Below are 17,739 nucleotides of genomic sequence, written 5' to 3'. Positions count from 1 at the left end.
ATAGGAGGCATGCAGTTATTTGCCTGTAAGTCCTTCAAGAATTTTCCTGCTTCCTGTCAATTTATCCTTTTTTTCCTGTAATATATTATAATTAAGCTCATTTTTACTTATTACTTCAGGCGGGGCTTTCTCCCTGAAAGAGGCATTGTTTATCTTATTAAAGATTCTTCCCATATCTTCCTCTATCTTTGCCAGTTCCTTCTCTATCCGTGCAATTTCTTTAGGTGCGTCTATAAGGTCTTTTATGGGAACAAAAATCTCCACCTCTCTATAAATACCAACAGCAGCTTTTTCAGGCGCTTCACAGGTTATAAAAACAAGTTCTCCGACCTTTGCCAACTCCTTGATATAATATTCATATTCTTCAAGAAGGCCGCGGTTGTCGTTTGCGCGGATCATGACTTCAACTTTTGTGTTCGGTGCAATCCCTGTTTCACCCCTGATATTTCTTATTACATCAACAACTCCCATGATCATGTCCATACCGGATTCGCTTTTTTCATCCACCTGTGCTTCATCGTATATTGGAAAAGTCGAGACCATAATACTTTCGTATAATCCTTCCTTATCTCCATCTAAAGAGGAATCTGTGAAGGAATGATGCGGCAGTTTCTGATATATTTCCTCAGTAATAAAGGGCATAATCGGGTGCAGGAGTTTCAATATATCTGTCAGCGTATTATTGAGCACATTCTTTGTGATATTATTATCATATCTGGTCACCTTTCCGTAGAGGTTCGGTTTAATAAGCTCAAGATACCAGTCACAGAACTCATGCCAGATAAAGTTATACAGTGTACTTGCAACCTCATTAAACTTATAGGTATCAAGGCTTTCCGTTACTTCACGGATAACCTTTTGCACTCTTGAGCGTATCCATTTATCAGGAAGGAATGAAAATGAACCCGCCTCAGACTTTTCAGATGTTGCCGGCATATCTTCAAGAAATGTCAGCGCAAATCTGGAGGCATTCCATACCTTGTTTGCAAAGTTTCTCACCCCTTCGATCCTTTCCTCGGAAAGGAGTATGTCCCTGCCCTGAGCTGCAAGCATGGCCAGTGAAAATCTGAATGCGTCTGTTCCGTATTCATCTATCACGATCAAAGGATCAATAACATTGCCCTTTGATTTACTCATCTTTTTACCCTCGGCATCCCTCACAAGGGCATGGATATATACTTCTCTAAAGGGCACATCACCCATAAATTTGATTCCCATCATAATCATACGCGCCACCCAGAAAAACAGAATGTCAAATCCTGTTATAAGGAGTGCTGTCGGATAAAATGTTTTCAGATCGTCTGTTTTTTCAGGCCAGCCAAGTGTGGTAAAAGGCCACAACCCTGAAGAAAACCATGTATCGAGCACATCGGATTCCTGTCTCAGTTCGCCCTTACATTCGCTGCACACATGAGGGTCATCCACACTGACGTAAATCTTCCCGCAGTTGTCACAGTACCAGACGGGTATTCTATGCCCCCACCATATCTGCCGGGATATACACCAGTCCCGTATATTTTCCATCCATTCAAAATAGACCTTTTCCCACATTTCCGGGATAATCCTGACGTTGTGCGCTCTTACCGCCTCGATCGCAGGTTCTGCAAGTGGTTTCATTTTCAGGAACCACTGTTTCGACAATGTAGGCTCTACAACCGTTTTACACCGGTAGCATTTTCCCACACCCATGGCGTAAGGTTCAATCTTTTCAAAAAGACCCTCCTTTTCCAGTTCCTCAACAACCTTTTCCCGGCACTCGAACCTGTCCATACCAACATAATGGACGGCATTTTCGTTCATCTTTCCGCCATCATCCATCACCTTTACTATGGAAAGGTTGTGTCTCTTTCCTATTTCGAAATCGTTTATGTCATGAGCAGGAGTGACTTTCAGAACACCTGTACCGAATGAAACATCAACATAACTATCGCCGATAACCGGGATCTTTTTCCCTGCAATAGGAAGTACCACAAACTTACCAATATACTGTTTGTACCTTACGTCGTCCGGGTTAACGGCAACGGCCGTATCCCCGAACATCGTTTCCGGTCTTGTGGTAGCAACAATCAAATGTCCGTTGCCTTCTGCGAGGGGATATTTGATATGGTATAGATAACCCTTTGTCTCTTCATGTTCTGCTTCAAGGTCGGAAAGTGCGGTTTTGCATCTCGGACACCAGTTTATAATATAATCGCCCTGATATATGAGGCCTTCGTTAAAGAGCCTTACAAAGACTTCACGGACGGCTTTTGATAAACCATCGTCCATGGTAAAGCGTTCTCTGGACCAGTCGCATGACGAACCGAGTCTTTTCAATTGACTGATGATTACCCCTCCGGAATGTTCCTTCCAATCCCAGACTCTTTCAACAAACTTTTCCCTGCCGAGGGCTTCACGGCTAAGTCCTTCCTTTACAAGTTCTCTTTCCACAACATTCTGGGTCGCAATACCCGCATGGTCCGTGCCCGGCACCCAGAGCGTATTAAAACCTGACATCCTTTTAAACCTTACCATAATATCCTGCAAAGTATTGTTCAATGCATGGCCCATATGCAACATTCCGGTCACATTCGGCGGCGGTATAACAATTGAAAAAGGCGGTTTCGAAGCATGGCTGTCTGCTGTGAAAAAACCTTTCTTAATCCAATATGCATACCATGTTTCTTCTATTCTGTGCGGATCATAAACCTTATCCATCATATATTAACTCCCTTTCATATTCAGATTTTCAATTGCCCAGCCTTTAGCTGGATTAAACATTGCACTTCCCCGGCTTCATCCTGGTATATTCCATGGCAGTGGAAGAAAAAACTTTTCAAAAAGGTTAAAGGCATACCTGTCAGACATGCCTGAAACAAAGTCGCACACACATGCTGCCTGTTCATCGTAAAAATCATGTTTGCCGGTTTCTGCAAGGAGTGCATCTGGGTTATTCAGAAAATAAAAATAGAGATCTTTTATTATCCTTGAGCATTTTATAAAATCATCATGAACAATGTGACTATCATAAACCATCTCATATAGAAATGTCCTGAGTTTTACCATTTGGTATTCAAGGTCTTTACTGAGACTTATGTTTAAATCATCCTGTTTTAATGTTTCGAGAATTACTCCCCTAACCATGCTGTCAATCCTGTCGGAGGTTGTATTGCCCAAAAAATTCCTGCTGTCAATTGGTAAATCTTCTTCTGTTATGATATTGCCTCTTATGGCGTCATCAATATCATGGTTTATATAGGCAATAATATCTGAAACCCTCACAGCTTCGGCCTCTCTGGTGGTAGGTCTATCTGTTTCAACCCTTGAGATAATCTCTCCCTTACCTTTTGAATGCTTAAGTATGCCTTCTCTTACTTCAAAGGTAAGATTCAAACCCTCACCTTCTTTTTCAAGCAGATCCACAACCCTGAGACTCTGTTCGTAATGTTTGAACCCGCCTCCATGTATCTCATTCAGAGCAGCTTCTCCTGCATGACCGAAAGGTGTATGTCCCAGATCATGACCAAGGGCAATGGCCTCTACCAGGTCTTCGTTAAGGAAAAGGGCTTTTGCTATTGTTCTGGCGATCTGCGAGACCTCGAGTGTATGGGTAAGCCTTGTCCTATAATGGTCTCCTGCGGGCGAAAGAAAAACCTGCGTTTTGTGCTTGAGCCTCCTGAATGATTTACTGTGTATAATACGATCTCTGTCATGCTGGAATGCCGGTCTTATATCGCATTCAGCTTCTTCTTTCAGCCTTCCCTTTGTTTTGCTGCTTTTCTGTGCAAAGGGCGACAGAGTTATTTCTTCCTTTTGTTCTAATTTATTTCTGATATTCATTTCTTTAAAACCCGCAAGACCAAATCCAGCCATACAGGATTATCTTCAATAGAATTCGAAAACAAGAATTTAGCTTATCTTTTCAGATTCCTAATTTATCACAAGAAAATGACTAAAGCAATAAAACGATTGAGAGGTTCGATCAGAGATTACCGCATCTGCGAAGCTTTTTTCCTCCAGGAAGGGCTTGCAGGTGCTCTCATACCCCGTTATGGATATATGCATACACGAGACTGAAAATGTACTACCTCATGATACCACCTGATACTACAAGCGGGTATATGATAGGAGGCTAAATTGGCAAATATGGGACAATATAATCATTTTCTTGCTCTGTGCAGTTGGTTCGGAAGATATGTTAGGATTCTTTTTTAAGATAAATTCTCATTCCATCAACAACATACTGAAAACCGGAAAATACAGAAAGGACTGCTGTGGCATAGAAAAAGTGCTTCGAATACATTCTGTCGCCTGGCCACAGAATATAAATAACAGTACACATCTGCGATAAGGTTGTAATTTTACTCAAAATAATCGGGGTGGGTTTTCCCTTATATGAAAGCTTATAAAGAATAAAAAAACCTGTGGAAATAACTACATCCCTGATAATCACAATGTATGTCAGCCAAAAAGGGATTATGCTATAAACAGATAGAACAATGTAAGAGGATACAATCATCACCTTATCGGCAACCGGGTCGAGAAAAGCACCAAGATGCGTTTTTGCCTTCATGATTCTTGCAAGAAATCCATCAAGTACATCACTTAATGCCTGTATAATAAACAGTATAAGCGCGATGTCATGCCTGCCGTGATTGATTGCAATGATGAAAAAGATTGTAACAAAAAGACGAAATACTGATAGTAGATTAGGCAGGTTCATTCTCTGTAAAGATTTTTAAAGGTTGCAAATTTGTCCAGAAAGGCAAGCTCAACTGTATCTATCGGGCCATTCCTTTGTTTTCCAATGATGATCTCTGCAATACCCTTATTATTCTCCTTGTCTTTATTATAAACTTCATCTCTGTATATAAACATAATTACATCTGCATCCTGTTCTATGGCTCCTGATTCCCGGAGATCAGAAAGCCTCGGTCTTTTATCTTCTCTTTGCTCAACCATTCTGTTCAACTGCGATATGGCAATTACGGGTATATACAATTCTTTTGCAAGTGCTTTTAAAAATCTTGATATTTCAGATATTTCCTGCTCTCTCCGCTCAACAGCGGTTCGCCCGCCTCTCATTAACTGTAAATAATCGACTACAAGCAGTCCAAGACCATGCTCTTTTTTTAATCTTCTCGCACGGGCCCGGAGTTCGAGAACACTCATGGACGGAGAATCATCGATAAAAAAAAGCGCTTCAGAAAGCTTTCCTGCAGCATAGGCAAGTTTTGGCCATTCTGTGCTTGACAGTGTGCCTGTCCTCAATTTCGAGTGCTCCACTTCCGACTCGGAACTCAACAGCCTTGTAACAAGCTGCTCCTTTGACATTTCCATCGAAAATATACCTACAGGGATAGCCGATTCCTTCAACATAGCAGCATACTGGGCAATATTCATAGCAAAGGCAGTCTTCCCCATGCTTGGTCTGCCTGCAACAACGATTAAATCAGAGGGCTGCAGGCCACTCGTTAGCCTGTCAAGTTCTGAAAAACCTGTAGGCACGCCGGTAACAGACTGTTTTTTCTCATAGAGCCTCTCGATAGTTTTTACACTATCCATAACAATATCTTTAACAGGAAAAAATGAGGGCTTGAATTTTTTCTCAGAAACCTGAAAGATCATCCTTTCTGCATTGTCTATATAGTCTTCTACTGCATCCGATTCGTACCCATTTTCGATAATCTCCGTAGCAGCATTCATGAGATTCCTTAAAAGGCCTTTCTCCCTAACCATTTTTGCATACTGTACAATATTCGCCGCACTCGGCATATGGTCTACAAGCGTGTTCAGGTATGTCACGCCCCCTATTTTGTCTATAACCCTTTTATCCCTGGCGGCACTGCCGACTGTAACAATATCTATCGGCTCGTTTTTTTCGTAGAGACTTACCATGATATCATATATCCTGCCATGGACATCTTTATAAAAATCCTCAGGGCTGACCATATCTACTACCTTGTTTATAGCATCAGGGTCTATAAGGATGCCGCCGAGAAGTGACTCTTCTGCTTCCAGGTTTTGCGGCGGGATACGAATTGCTGGTGGCTTTTTCTTCTCTGAAAGATTCTGCAGAGCCCTTGTCATTTAGTCCTTTTTTTCCACTTCAACCTTCACGGTGGCAGTGATATTTTGTTCTAAATGGATTTCCAGGGTATGTGCGCCTATTGATTTGATTGGCTCATCTATCCTCACACTCTTTTTATCTATCTCAACACCAAGGATCTCCTTTATCGAATCAGCCACATCTTTATGCGTTACAGAACCAAAAAGTTTTCCATCTGCGCCGGCTTTTTTCTTTATGACAAGCGTAATCTCTTCCAATTTTTCTTTAATATCTGCAGCAGCTTTTAGAACCCTTCCTTTTTTATTCAGGAGGTTCTTTATGATATTCTCAAATCTCTTCTGATTGCTTTCAGTCGCGGGGAGCGCAAGGCCTCCCGGGATCAAATAATTCCTTCCATATCCTTCCTTAACATCTACTACTTCACCTTTTTTACCTGTACCTCGTAAATCTTCCGTAAGAATAACCTTCATACAGTGCCCCCGTCATTTTGTAAGTGTTGTAAAAGGGAGGAAGGCAATATGTCTTGCCATATTTATTGCCTCTTTAAGCTTCCTCTGATGATTGGCGCAGGTTCCTGTCATTCTTCGCGGCATCACCTTTCCACGTTCCGAAATAAAATATTTCAAGAGTTTTGGGTTCTTGTAATCATTCGGTATATTTGGGTCCTGGCAGATTTTGCAAACTCTCGTCCGCATGTAAACCCTTTTTTTCCCGTCCTGTCCTCTTGCAGGTCTTGTTGGTCTTGGCATCTATATCCTCCATCCATATTATTTGATTTTCATTTATCTTGAAACAAGTTGTACATTTAAGGAAGCTTTGTCAATTGGAAAATTCGCCCTCCAATTCGTCAAAAACAACATGATCCGGTGCTTTTTCCAGACCTTTTTCTTTGTCGTCAACCCTTACAAGCATATGCCTTAAAACAGCATCCAGCGTTTTATAAAACTTATTGATATTTGCCATATTTGCTTCATCTGCATCAAGAAGTAAAAAGAAATAATGGCCTTTTTCCTTCTTCTTAATCGGATAGGCAAGTTTCCTTACTCCCCAATCATCCATCCTCAGCATTGTACTACCGAATTTTTCCAGATTAGCCCGTATTCTTTTGAGTAATTCCTCTTCCTCTTCCTTTGTACAGTCCGGGCTTATCACAATAATATTTTCATACCTTCCCACTTTATTCTCCTTTCGCTGTATTTGCGATTGCACCTTTTAATACTTTTACTCTAATCTTGTCTGCAATTTCCAGTGTAACTGCGTCATCTGTAATACCTGTTATTGTACCATATAGACCACCTGAAGTTACAACTTTATCACCTTTTTTCAAGTTTTCAATAAACATCTTTTGCTGCTTTGCCCGTTTCTGTTGCGGCCTGATCAACAAAAAATAAAAAACAACAAACAAAAGAACAAGAGGCAATAAACCCATCAACTGCGATGTTCCTCCCTGTCCGGACCCTGCCAGATTACCCATTGCATGCGCTGCATTCATCTTGTAATTCACCTCCCTTCCATCTCATTTTAAACTCTTCATAGAAATTATCAAAGGTGCCTTCACTGATAGCCTCTCGTATCTTTTTTAAAAACATTGAATAAAAATAGATATTGTGAAGCGTATTCAGATAAAAACTCGTCAATTCATGGGAAACAAGAAGATGTCTGAGATATGCTTTGGAATATGTCCTGCACGTGTAACAGTTGCATTTCTCATCAACAGGGCTTCCATCCCTTGCATATTTTGCATTTTTAATATTTATCCTCCCATTCCAAGTAAATAAGTTCCCATTTCTTGCAAGTCTCGTCGGAATAACACAGTCAAACATATCTATACCCCTTTTTACCCCTTCCACAATATCCTCGGGAAAACCAATACCCATAAGATACCTCGGCTTATCATGCGGCAACAGGTCTATAACAGTATCTACCATATCCCACATAATGCTCTTTGGCTCCCCAACGCTTAAACCACCCAGGGCATAACCGTCAAAACCCATATCAACCAGTTCGCGAGCCGACTGCAGCCTTAATTCCTTATAAAAACCGCCCTGTATAATCCCGAACAGCAAAAGTCCATCATCTCTTTTTGCATTCATGCATCTTTTTGCCCATCGGGAGGTTAACCCGACAGAAGCACTGGTGTATTCGTACGATGAAGGATAGGGAACACACTCATCAAGACACATGCATACATCTGCACCGATGTTCTCCTGTATATCCACAACCTTTTCAGGGGAAAGAAAATGTTTAGATCCGTCAATGTGGGACTGGAACAAAACACCGTCTTCTTTTATCTCACGCAATACACCCAGGCTGAATATCTGATATCCCCCGCTGTCCGTGAGAACCGGTCCATCCCATCCTGCAAATTTTTGAATACCGCCCATCTCTTTTATGAGGCCATCGCCGGGCCTTAAGTACAGATGATATGCGTTTGCAAGTATCATCTTAACCCCTGTTTCTTTCAGGTCCTTATTGGTAATAGCTTTAACAGTACCCTGAGTTCCTACCGGCATAAATACCGGCGTTTCTATATCTCCATGCTTTGTCCTGATAACACCAAGTCTTGCATGGTTGTTTTCTTTCAAAAGTTCTATGGTTTTCATGTGATAAACATCGAATCTCCATAGCTGTAAAATCTATAGTCACGCTCCATCGCCTCCATGTAACACTTCAAAAGACCATCCCTGCCGGCAAAAGCGGAGGCAAGCAAGAGCGGGGTCGATTTTGGCAAGTGGAAATTAGTAATCAGGGCATCCACCATTTTGAATTTGTACCCTGGATATATAAAAAGTTCCGTATAAGCGTTTAGCGGGGTACTCCCATTTGCTGAATATGCCGTCTCCAGTGTTCTTACTACACTTGTGCCACAAGCTATAATCCTTCTCCCTTCATTTTTTGCATATTGAATATATTCTTTTACATCCCTGGTAATTTGATAATATTCCCTGTACATTTTGTGTTCTTCTACACATTGTTTTTTTATCAAATAAAACGTTCCGATGCCAATGTGAAGGGTAATTTTTACTATATTTACACCGATATTTTCAATATTTTCAATCAATTCCTTTGTGAAATGAAAGCCTGCTGTCGGTGCTGCAATTGAACCTTCTTCTCTGGCATAAACAGTTTGATACCTCTCAAAATCAATGCTGTTTTTTTCTTTTCTTTTTATATAGGGCGGGAGCGGCATTTGTCCGTACTGTCGTATGATATCAAATTCGTCGCCAGGACATGAAAATTCGATCATCCAGAAATCAGGATGCCGTGTCAGTTTTGCTTTAGCATTGCCGACAGAGACGATTATTTCAGCAACACCTTTCTTTATCCCATTGGCAAGACAATGCCATCTTTTTTCCCCTATTTTTTCAACAAGGAGAATATCTATGCTGCCGCCGCTATCTTTTATCGCCCTGAGTCTCGCCGGAAAAACCCTGCTGTCGTTTAATACAAGAACATCCCCTTTATGAAAATAACGGGTGATATCCCTGAATGAACAATGTTCTGTCGTTCCCCCATTCCTGTTAAAAACAAGAAGACGTGAGGATGATCTATCCTCGGCGGGGTGCTGGGCAATCATTTCCTTTGGCAGTATATAATCAAATAATCCGGAATCCATAATCCTCAATAAAATATGGTTAAATTTATAACAGATTGTGAAAATATAAGCAATTCAATTTAAATTACAACCCGTTATCAATGAACCGCGCTATTAGACTTTGATTAAAACCGAAAAAAGTTTGAAAATATTTTAAAAAAATTAATTTTTTGAATAAAATTATGTTGATTACATAATATCAAGATGCTAAGTTCTTACATAAATAATAAAAAAATTAATTTTTTTTGATTTTGTCCGAAAAGATAGAGAGTGACCTATGGAAAATTATGCATTACGGGGTAACCTTCTAAGCAGGGCAGCAGATTTAAAGGTCATCCCTACACTGAGTACGCTAATTGACAAAGTCTTTACCATTTTGGGCGATAGAAATGCGTCTTTTTCAGATTTGAGTGATATTATAAAATACGATCAGGCTATCTCCTCAAAGATTATTAGCATTGCAAATTCGGCATATTACAGCAGAGGGTTAGAGATATACACTCTCCAGCGGGCAATGATAAACATTGGATATGAGGAAGTAAGAGGGATTATCACGTGTCTTTTGTTTATGGAGAGCATTTTGAAACAATTAAAGCTCAAGGAAGAAGACTTGCTTTCTCTATGGAAACACTCTATGTATGTTGCCTGCGCTTCAAAAATACTTTCAGAAAAGACACTTACTGAAGACCCTGGAAAAGTCTACACAATAGCACTGTTGCATGATATCGGGAAGATTGTTTTTTATATGAGTTCGAATAAATATGGTGAAATTGTTAGAGAGGACGGCACTGAAGGAAAATCCATTATCCAAATGGAAAAAGAACACTTTGGTATAGACCATCAGGAAATCGGCTATGCCATATCAATGAAATGGAAATTACCTCTTGAATTTTCAGATATTATACAGTATCATCATGAAAATACATATAATACTAAGTATGAATCTTTGCTAAAACTGATAAGTGCTGCAGATAGATATTCTGTATCGCCGACCAGCGTTTCCGGCACAGAGGGCTGCATACTTACCAAGGAAAAGGATAATATTACAAAAGAATTGAATAATATAATGGATATTGTACGGCTGGCATAAATTATGACACAAGATGATCTAAAATTAGAATCTCTTGGCATTCAATGGAACTTATACGAAAGGTCAGTTAATAACTATTCAATTATTATGAGAATATTAAACTGTCTTGAAAACAAAGACGGTTTTATAAAAGATGTACCAAGAATATTTGTCGGAGAATCACCTTTTGAAACATGTAAAATCTTAAAGTTAGGAAATAACACTGTTCAAGAGGGCTTTTTCAGCCTTGATAATTCCCCGGATAATCTGAATATAGAAACCATCAAATCGCTTAACACGGGCATAATGTCGCCGTTAATGCAATATAATGTATATGGTTACAGCGCTCTTTATATACACCCACTGAAAGAGGATTTAAATATCATAGGTTTTATGGTGTTAGGGAAAAAATCTCAATTAAATCTTGATAAATCCATTTTTAGAGAGATTGAAATAGTATGCAATATTTATAATAAGGCATTGCTTTTAAGCTCGAATTTTAACAACCACAAAGAAAATGGGCATGATAAAAATATTTTCGAATTAGTTATGAATGAATTCCCTAATGCCATGTTCTTAATTGATAGGGGTGGCTCTGTTCATTTTGCCAATAAAAGGGCAAGAGAAGAGTTTGAAAACAGAAAAAATCTCTTTGTGGGCGAAAGGTTGGATAACCTGATCATTGGGATTGACGAAGATTTTTACAAGAAAGATTACATATTTCAGGGCGATGTCTCATATAAATCGGGAGATAAATTTAAAATCTTCAAGATGAACTGTTTCCCTGTTATTGAAAAACAGAGTAAAGCAAATTGGAAGGCTGTAGTGCTCACTGATGTCGCTGAAGAGAAGTTCAAAAATGAGGAAAACCTTCTGAAAGAAAAGATGGGTAGCATTGGATTGCTCGCAGGTGGAATAGCCCACGATTTTAACAACCTTCTAACCGGTATACTAGGTTATGCATCTTTAATGAAAAACTTTTTGCCGAAAGATGAAAAACTTTTCCGGTATGCCGAGGCAATCGAACATTCGGCACAGAGAGCTTCAAAGCTGACTCAGCATCTTTTGAATTTCTCAAGGAGACAAAACAAGACAACAGGTATTATAGATGTCAATGCACTGCTTGAAGATGTTCTGTTTCTTCTGAAAGAAAGCTTCAGAGATGTTGAAATAGAAAAATCATTTTATGAGTATCTTCCTTTGATAAAAGGTGATGAAGCAGAGTTGCAGAATGTGTTTCTAAATCTTTGCATAAATGCAAAAGATGCGATGAACGGCATTGGGTTGCTCAAGGTAAGAACTGAGCGGAGACAACAAGTCGGCGAAAAAGCGCTTGTATTGATAGAGGTAGAAGATAGCGGTAAGGGTATAGACGATGGAATAAAAACAAGGATATTTGAGCCTTATTTTTCTACCAAGGAAAACGGTAAGAATCTCGGTATGGGTTTATATATTGTAAGTAAAGTTATCCGTGACCACGGAGGGTTTATAGAACTTGACAGCAAACCTGGTCATGGAACAAAATTCAGCATCTACATACCTGCTGCAGTTGATGAAACATGGATAAATACTCCTGCCGAGGAAATTACTAAAGAAAACATCAACCGAAAACGAAGGGTGCTTATCGTAGATGATGAGGATATTATCAGGGAATTTGTTAAGGGCATCCTTTTGGACGAAGGTGCTCAAGTTATTGAAGCAAGTAACGGCAAAGAAGCTATTGAAATATTCAAAGAACACCAACATAAAATAGACCTTGTAATACTTGATATGATTATGCCGGGGATAAAGGGAGACGAAGTTTTAAGAGAGATCAGAGCAATGAGGCCGGATATCAAGGTTATTGTATCAAGTGGCTTTATGAGCGAGGAACAGAAAAACAACCTGAAAGAATACAGCGTAGATGCCTTCCTTGATAAACCCTATAGAGATAAAGATGTAATACGCACGATTTTCGATATACTTTCAAATTGAACTGACAACCATATAAACATAAACACTGCACAAACACATCGTTAAATATAAAAAAATGCGTGGCAAGCAAAAAAATATTCATTTCCTTATAGTTGTCCATAAAACGTATTTTTAATGGACACCGGTCAGAAAATTCCTTATTTTTTACTTTAAAAAACCTGTTTGAAGCATAGTTTTAATAGTGGAGAAAATGTCATGGAGGTTGTAATATATCCAGGTCAAGCGTTTAAGGAGGATTTATGAGCGGAATTTTTGGAATTGTATCCAAGGAGAACTGCGCAAGTAGCTTACTCTATGGGACGGATTATCATTCACACATGGGAACAGAATATGGCGGGATGGCCGTTTTAGGAGATAAATTTTATCGTTCAATTCATGATATAAGCAAATCCCAGTTTAAATCCAAATTCTTCGAGGAATATAAGGATATGGAAGGCAACCTGGGCATTGGAGTGATCAGTGACCGGGATGCCCAGCCTCTGATTATAGGATCAAAATTCGGAACCTTTGCTATTGTGTTTACAGGACTTGTGGAAAATGCCAGTGAACTGGCTGCAGAGCTTCTTGGACAAGGAGCAACCTTTGGTGAAATGCAGGTCGGAGGTGTTAATTCAGTTGAGTTGCTTGCAAAGCTGATCAATTCAGGGGAGACTCTGATTGATGGAATTCTTGGGCTCTATGACCGAATCAAGGGATCTGCATCCATCCTTATCATGAAAGAAGAAGGAATTTACGCAGTCCGTGACCGTCTTGGCCGGATGCCACTTGTTGTTGGAGAAAGGGGCGGAGATTATGTCGTCGCCACCGAAACATGCTCTTTTCTGAATCTGGGGTATAAAATCAACCGATATCTTGAACCTGGTGAGATCATCCTTGTAGGAAAAAACGGATTGAAAGAACAATTTCCAGGAAATAAAGAAAACAGGATATGTGCGTTCCTGTGGATCTACACCGGATACCCGGCTTCCAGTTATGAAGGAATTAACGTTGAAATTGTCCGCGAACGCTCCGGGAGTTTTCTTGCTAAAAGAGATAATGTTGAAGCAGATCTCGTTGCAGGAGTCCCCGATTCCGGCGTTGGACATGCCACCGGGTATTCCATGGAGTCCGGACTTCCCCTGCGGAGACCACTTGTAAAATATACACCGGGATACGGAAGGAGCTATACACCTCCTGCCCAGGAAATTAGGGATCTTGTGGCAAAAATGAAACTTATCCCGATTAAGGACGTAATTGCCGGCAACCGCATTGTTCTCTGTGAGGACTCAATAGTCCGTGGAACACAGCTTAAGAATTATACACTGAAAAAATTATGGGAATCCGGTGCCAAGGAAATACATGTCCGTCCGGCCTGTCCACCTCTTATGTTCCCGTGCAAATATGCACTGTCTACCCGGTCTATTAACGAACTGATTGCCCGCCGGGCAATATGGGCAATGGAAGGACATGATTCGGAAAATATCTTGGATTATCTTGATGACAGTTCAGAAAAGTACCGGAAAATGATTGACTGGATTGCAAGGGAGCTTGGTGTTACAACATTAAGATATCAGCGGATTAGCGACATGATCCAAGCAATCGGTCTTCCCCGCGAGAAGCTTTGTCTACACTGCTGGACAGGCTGATTTATCTCTCAACACTTCTCTCGCGATTAAACCGTTGCATAAGCAAAGGTCTTGCTTTTATACCTTTAACAGATTCTTTTGCGCTTCTCTTAAAAGCCCTATAAGGGTTTCTATTGTTTCAGGCGCCAGAAAGATACCCTCCGGAGTAGGTACTAACTCTCCATCATTAATAATCTGGTAGGCTCGCAAATCAATAACTTTGGCCCCTTTATGATCCTCTGTTGTAACCAGTAGCCTTTGTTTTCCATTCCTTGTAATTTTTCCTATTAACACCAATCCTCCTATAATTGCTTATTTATTTAAAAAACAAAGTTTTTTAACAATATGTCCATACATTTCCCTCGTTGTTTACTAAAAGACGGCCTTTTTGAGATGATCAAAAAAATATGTTTCACTCACAATTCTGTCAATTGATATTTCATGGAACAACGAACATATTAATTTTATTGATTCCTTATCTGTGCCGCCGAAATCTATGTCAATAAATGTTTCTTTGCTTTAATAACACTGCTCCAGTTCATTGGCCAACATTTGATGCTGCTTAATCATAAGCTGGTTCGCAAAATTAGTACATACACATTAATGCTTTTTCTTTAATATTACTTTTTGCTGCTGTTCTTAAGATCCTAAAACTATTCTGAGGTTAGTTAATTGTTTATGAGAATATAATGAAGTATAACACATGACAGACTTGAATGCTACTGAGAAAAAATCTCATCAGGATTAATCTTGAGAGGTTATAAATACCGGACCATTTATAGTGATTCCACTATAACGGTTTTTGTGATGCAGGAAATAGATTGAATCGAGGTCTATATAGTCAAACCCACCTGCGGCAGAGGCAAAAAAGATACCTGCCGACAATCCAATCATCGTTTCCGTCATGCATCCGATCATCAGTTTGAGTCCGTGTTTCTTTGCGATTTCATATATTTTTCCTGATTCAATAATACCGCTTTTTGCAATTTTGATGTTGACACCGTCGCATAGATTTTCTGCAATGGCTCTACTCATGTCTTCACTGGTAAATATTGTTTCATCAAGGATAATGGGGGTGGTTGAGTATTTCTTTATCTCCTTCAGGCCTTTGAAGTCGTTTTTAGGCAGAGGTTGTTCAAAAAGCTGAATATTATAGCCCCTGTGCTCGATGAGATGAACCATTTTCAGAAAAGTTTTTTCGGTATACCCTTGATTGCAGTCAAGACGCAGAATAAAGTCTTCTCTCTTATCATTCAAGGTTTGGTGCACAATGGATATGAGATTTATATCATCTTTAATATTACCACTTACCTTCAGCTTATAGGTGGAAAAGCCTTTTCTGACTGTGTATTTCAGCCACTTTTTAAGAGCGGTACTGTCTGTGCTGTACGGTATTGTAATATCCGTCTCTATGTGTGTCGCTTTGCCTCCCAGATAATCGAGTTCCAAAATATGTTTTTCTTGAAGCCAGGCCCTGAATAGCGCTACTTCCAATCCTGAAACCGTCATGGGATTATCGGGGTATTTTTTCCGGAGTTGCCTGATCTTATCGGCGTAATCATCTATAGGCATGTCAAGAAGTTCCGGAGAAACCTCCCTTATTATCCCTTTGATTGCCGATATTGTCTCATTTTCTAAGGTAAAACTTGTAGGACATTCACCTGTCCCGCGTGAACCGTCTTTAAGTGATACTTTGACAATAACGCTTTTTATTGTGTCTTTCCTCCCCATGGAGGTAGAAAAGGTTGTTCTGAGTGGTTTTATAATTTCATAAAAGCGTATATGCTTAATACCGTTCATTGTCTCGATATAAACCTGCCGAAGTGTATCTGCTTGTTATTGATGAAAAAATTATGTTCTGCAAGCCGGGCAAGGCTTTCTCCGAACCTATCCCTAAAGGTGCTTATCTTTGCCTTACCACCCGTCTCTGCCGCTTCAAGGAATCTCTCTCTGCCCATGTTGAGCATTACGTGGACAATAGAATCCGGTCTGTCTTCTGTTGATACAAAAATAAGATCACCGGGTTTAAGTTTTTTATATTCAACTTTCTGTGCCGCCATCCATTGTTCGTGGGCATCACGGGGAATGTCGATATTGTTTGCCCGGTATACAAGGTTTGTGAGACCCGAACAATCTACGCCAATAACAGGGGTACGAGGTATCGGTTGCTGGATGCTGAATATTGAATTGTCAGCTATTTGCCTCTTGTCTTTTGTTTTTTTCTTTGTTCCCGGAGGCTCAACCATACACGTACTTCTGCCTCCCCACAAATAGGGTACATCGATAAAAAGTCTGCCCGTACTGACAATTGCCTTTCTCAACATGTTCTCATCTGAATGCTCTGTAGTACATGCTACGTCATTTTTGCTTATATACCCTGTTTGATTACCGGCAAGCATTACTACAGTGTAATATTCTTCATCGGCTGTTTTTTTAACCTGCAACCTTGTCCCAATTGAGACTATCAGTAATGTACCTGACTTTTCGGATCGGTTTTTCAGAACATGGACCGTCTTATACCTTACGACCACATTATATTGTAATGGTGCATCAATCAAGGCAACACTGTGTTTTCTGATCCATCCTGTATAACCCTGCCAGATGTTTCTGCGTGTATATTGTTGTTGTTCTATTGCTTCTACATAATACCAGTCATCAATTTCATCAAGATACAACAGCATCTCATTGTAAAGGACCTGTGTTTCCTGCAAATCATCATGAATATATACAGGTTTTGTATCAACAGGTTTACACCTGAGATCTGCAACTGGCACTGTAACTATTAATAATTTATCCGTTATTGGCATATCCAACGCTCAAACATTCTTCACCTGGTATCATAGTAAAACGTTTTGCGTAATGGGATTTCGGCGGGAAAGGACACAATTGCATAGCAGGGTTTCTCAATAGTATATTATGTCTTCGAAAACATTGCAATCAGACAAAGGGGGCAGGGGCGCCTCCTTTGTCTTTCCACTATTTGTTGTCTTTATCGCTATACACCTCTTTTTCATCAAAAACCTTTGTGCCTGATATATTCCATCCGTTTTCCCATACTCTGTAGAAACAGCTCCAATAGCCTGTATGGCAAGCAGCAACCTTCTGGTCAACAGTGATAAGAATCGTATCATTATCGCAATCAATGCGTACGGATTTTACCTCCTGCGTATGACCAGACGATTCTCCTTTGAGCCATAGTTTCTGCCTTGATCTCGAAAAATAATGCGCTTTGCCTGTTTTTAAGGTTAGCTCAAAGGACTCATTGTTCATATAGGCAACCATCAATACATCTTTTGTCTTTTCATCCTGGACAACAACGGGTATAAGCCCTTTTTCATTCCATTTTATACCTTCCATAATTCTCTCCTGAAATATTAATTTTTACAGTACACAATTTTTAAGCTGCAATATCATATTTTAATCCGGGGGTCCAAAAACCTTTCCTCTA

At 39.9% G+C, this 17,739-nt stretch carries 17 protein-coding genes; 3 read left to right on the top strand and 14 right to left on the bottom strand.

The features are described from left to right. Positions 1-15 precede the first annotated feature (15 nt). The 10 genes from NT010_02675 to queA form a co-directional block, all read right to left on the bottom strand. On the bottom strand, positions 16-2,700 hold the full coding sequence (locus NT010_02675) for a valine--tRNA ligase (GenBank protein ID MCX5804963.1): 2,685 nt from the start codon (positions 2,698-2,700) through the stop codon (positions 16-18). A gap of 75 nt (positions 2,701-2,775) precedes the next feature. Further along, a complete protein-coding gene (locus NT010_02670; protein MCX5804962.1) occupies positions 2,776-3,852 on the bottom strand; it encodes a deoxyguanosinetriphosphate triphosphohydrolase in 1,077 nt (358 codons plus the stop codon). Positions 3,853-4,177: 325 nt separating this feature from the next. After that, positions 4,178-4,702: a CDP-alcohol phosphatidyltransferase family protein gene (locus NT010_02665; protein MCX5804961.1), complete on the bottom strand. Its 525-nt coding sequence runs from the start codon at positions 4,700-4,702 to the stop codon at positions 4,178-4,180. Beyond that, positions 4,699-6,069, bottom strand: coding sequence for a replicative DNA helicase (gene dnaB / locus NT010_02660; GenBank protein ID MCX5804960.1), 1,371 nt, complete (start codon positions 6,067-6,069; stop codon positions 4,699-4,701). The genes NT010_02665 and dnaB overlap by 4 nt, the downstream gene beginning before the upstream one ends. Beyond that, positions 6,070-6,519, bottom strand: coding sequence for a 50S ribosomal protein L9 (gene rplI, locus NT010_02655; protein MCX5804959.1), 450 nt, complete (start codon positions 6,517-6,519; stop codon positions 6,070-6,072). 12 nt (positions 6,520-6,531) lie between these two features. Next, complete coding sequence (rpsR, locus tag NT010_02650) at positions 6,532-6,798, bottom strand: 30S ribosomal protein S18 (protein MCX5804958.1); 267 nt, start codon at positions 6,796-6,798, stop codon at positions 6,532-6,534. 70 nt (positions 6,799-6,868) lie between these two features. Next, positions 6,869-7,225, bottom strand: a complete 357-nt coding sequence (rpsF, locus tag NT010_02645) for a 30S ribosomal protein S6 (protein ID MCX5804957.1) — start codon at positions 7,223-7,225, stop codon at positions 6,869-6,871. Between the two features lies 1 nt (position 7,226). Continuing rightward, positions 7,227-7,541 carry a preprotein translocase subunit YajC gene (gene yajC / locus NT010_02640; protein ID MCX5804956.1) on the bottom strand — a complete coding sequence of 105 codons (315 nt, stop codon included), beginning with the start codon at positions 7,539-7,541 and terminating at the stop codon, positions 7,227-7,229. Continuing rightward, on the bottom strand, positions 7,516-8,652 hold the full coding sequence (gene tgt, locus NT010_02635; protein ID MCX5804955.1) for a tRNA guanosine(34) transglycosylase Tgt: 1,137 nt from the start codon (positions 8,650-8,652) through the stop codon (positions 7,516-7,518). The genes yajC and tgt overlap by 26 nt, the downstream gene beginning before the upstream one ends. Beyond that, on the bottom strand, positions 8,649-9,665 hold the full coding sequence (gene queA, locus NT010_02630) for a tRNA preQ1(34) S-adenosylmethionine ribosyltransferase-isomerase QueA (GenBank protein ID MCX5804954.1): 1,017 nt from the start codon (positions 9,663-9,665) through the stop codon (positions 8,649-8,651). Before queA ends, tgt begins: the two co-directional genes overlap by 4 nt. A 256-nt stretch (positions 9,666-9,921) precedes the next feature. On the opposite strand from queA, the gene NT010_02625 reads away from it, so the two are divergent. The 3 genes from NT010_02625 (at position 9,922) to NT010_02615 (ending at position 14,312) form a co-directional block, all read left to right on the top strand. Beyond that, positions 9,922-10,734 carry an HDOD domain-containing protein gene (locus NT010_02625; GenBank protein MCX5804953.1) on the top strand — a complete coding sequence of 271 codons (813 nt, stop codon included), beginning with the start codon at positions 9,922-9,924 and terminating at the stop codon, positions 10,732-10,734. 3 nt (positions 10,735-10,737) lie between these two features. After that, positions 10,738-12,687, top strand: a complete 1,950-nt coding sequence (locus NT010_02620; GenBank protein MCX5804952.1) for a response regulator — start codon at positions 10,738-10,740, stop codon at positions 12,685-12,687. Positions 12,688-12,926: 239 nt separating this feature from the next. Continuing rightward, positions 12,927-14,312, top strand: a complete 1,386-nt coding sequence (locus tag NT010_02615; protein ID MCX5804951.1) for an amidophosphoribosyltransferase — start codon at positions 12,927-12,929, stop codon at positions 14,310-14,312. 57 nt (positions 14,313-14,369) lie between these two features. Here NT010_02615 and NT010_02610 read toward each other — a convergent pair whose 3' ends face one another. From NT010_02610 to hisI, 4 genes are all read right to left on the bottom strand, one after another. Then, positions 14,370-14,585, bottom strand: a complete 216-nt coding sequence (locus NT010_02610) for a PC4/YdbC family ssDNA-binding protein (protein ID MCX5804950.1) — start codon at positions 14,583-14,585, stop codon at positions 14,370-14,372. Between the two features lie 450 nt (positions 14,586-15,035). Further along, on the bottom strand, positions 15,036-16,091 hold the full coding sequence (locus NT010_02605) for a dipeptide epimerase (protein ID MCX5804949.1): 1,056 nt from the start codon (positions 16,089-16,091) through the stop codon (positions 15,036-15,038). After that, positions 16,088-17,098: an NlpC/P60 family protein gene (locus NT010_02600; protein ID MCX5804948.1), complete on the bottom strand. Its 1,011-nt coding sequence runs from the start codon at positions 17,096-17,098 to the stop codon at positions 16,088-16,090. Before NT010_02600 ends, NT010_02605 begins: the two co-directional genes overlap by 4 nt. A 169-nt stretch (positions 17,099-17,267) precedes the next feature. Continuing rightward, a complete protein-coding gene (gene hisI, locus NT010_02595; protein MCX5804947.1) occupies positions 17,268-17,648 on the bottom strand; it encodes a phosphoribosyl-AMP cyclohydrolase in 381 nt (126 codons plus the stop codon). Positions 17,649-17,739: the final 91 nt, after the last annotated feature.

It is taken from the genome of Pseudomonadota bacterium (assembly GCA_026388275.1).
Lineage (GTDB): Bacteria > Desulfobacterota > Syntrophorhabdia > Syntrophorhabdales > Syntrophorhabdaceae > JAPLKB01.
Note: the sequence above shows the minus strand (reverse complement) of the source record. Positions and strands in the feature narration are given on the sequence as shown.

Excerpts from the sequence above, each read along its gene's own strand:
- NT010_02620 (MCX5804952.1), top strand. The coding sequence starts at position 10,738 with ATGACACAAGATGATCTAAAATTAGAATCTCTTGGCATTCAATGGAAC.
- queA (MCX5804954.1), bottom strand. The coding sequence starts at position 9,665 with ATGGATTCCGGATTATTTGATTATATACTGCCAAAGGAAATGATTGCC.
- NT010_02665 (MCX5804961.1), bottom strand. The coding sequence starts at position 4,702 with ATGAACCTGCCTAATCTACTATCAGTATTTCGTCTTTTTGTTACAATC.
- yajC (MCX5804956.1), bottom strand. The coding sequence starts at position 7,541 with ATGAATGCAGCGCATGCAATGGGTAATCTGGCAGGGTCCGGACAGGGA.
- hisI (MCX5804947.1), bottom strand. The coding sequence starts at position 17,648 with ATGGAAGGTATAAAATGGAATGAAAAAGGGCTTATACCCGTTGTTGTC.
- rpsR (MCX5804958.1), bottom strand. The coding sequence starts at position 6,798 with ATGCCAAGACCAACAAGACCTGCAAGAGGACAGGACGGGAAAAAAAGG.
- NT010_02605 (MCX5804949.1), bottom strand. The coding sequence starts at position 16,091 with ATGAACGGTATTAAGCATATACGCTTTTATGAAATTATAAAACCACTC.
- rplI (MCX5804959.1), bottom strand. The coding sequence starts at position 6,519 with ATGAAGGTTATTCTTACGGAAGATTTACGAGGTACAGGTAAAAAAGGT.
- NT010_02675 (MCX5804963.1), bottom strand. The coding sequence starts at position 2,700 with ATGATGGATAAGGTTTATGATCCGCACAGAATAGAAGAAACATGGTAT.
- dnaB (MCX5804960.1), bottom strand. The coding sequence starts at position 6,069 with ATGACAAGGGCTCTGCAGAATCTTTCAGAGAAGAAAAAGCCACCAGCA.
- NT010_02625 (MCX5804953.1), top strand. The coding sequence starts at position 9,922 with ATGGAAAATTATGCATTACGGGGTAACCTTCTAAGCAGGGCAGCAGAT.
- NT010_02600 (MCX5804948.1), bottom strand. The coding sequence starts at position 17,098 with ATGCCAATAACGGATAAATTATTAATAGTTACAGTGCCAGTTGCAGAT.
- NT010_02615 (MCX5804951.1), top strand. The coding sequence starts at position 12,927 with ATGAGCGGAATTTTTGGAATTGTATCCAAGGAGAACTGCGCAAGTAGC.
- NT010_02670 (MCX5804962.1), bottom strand. The coding sequence starts at position 3,852 with ATGGCTGGATTTGGTCTTGCGGGTTTTAAAGAAATGAATATCAGAAAT.
- tgt (MCX5804955.1), bottom strand. The coding sequence starts at position 8,652 with ATGAAAACCATAGAACTTTTGAAAGAAAACAACCATGCAAGACTTGGT.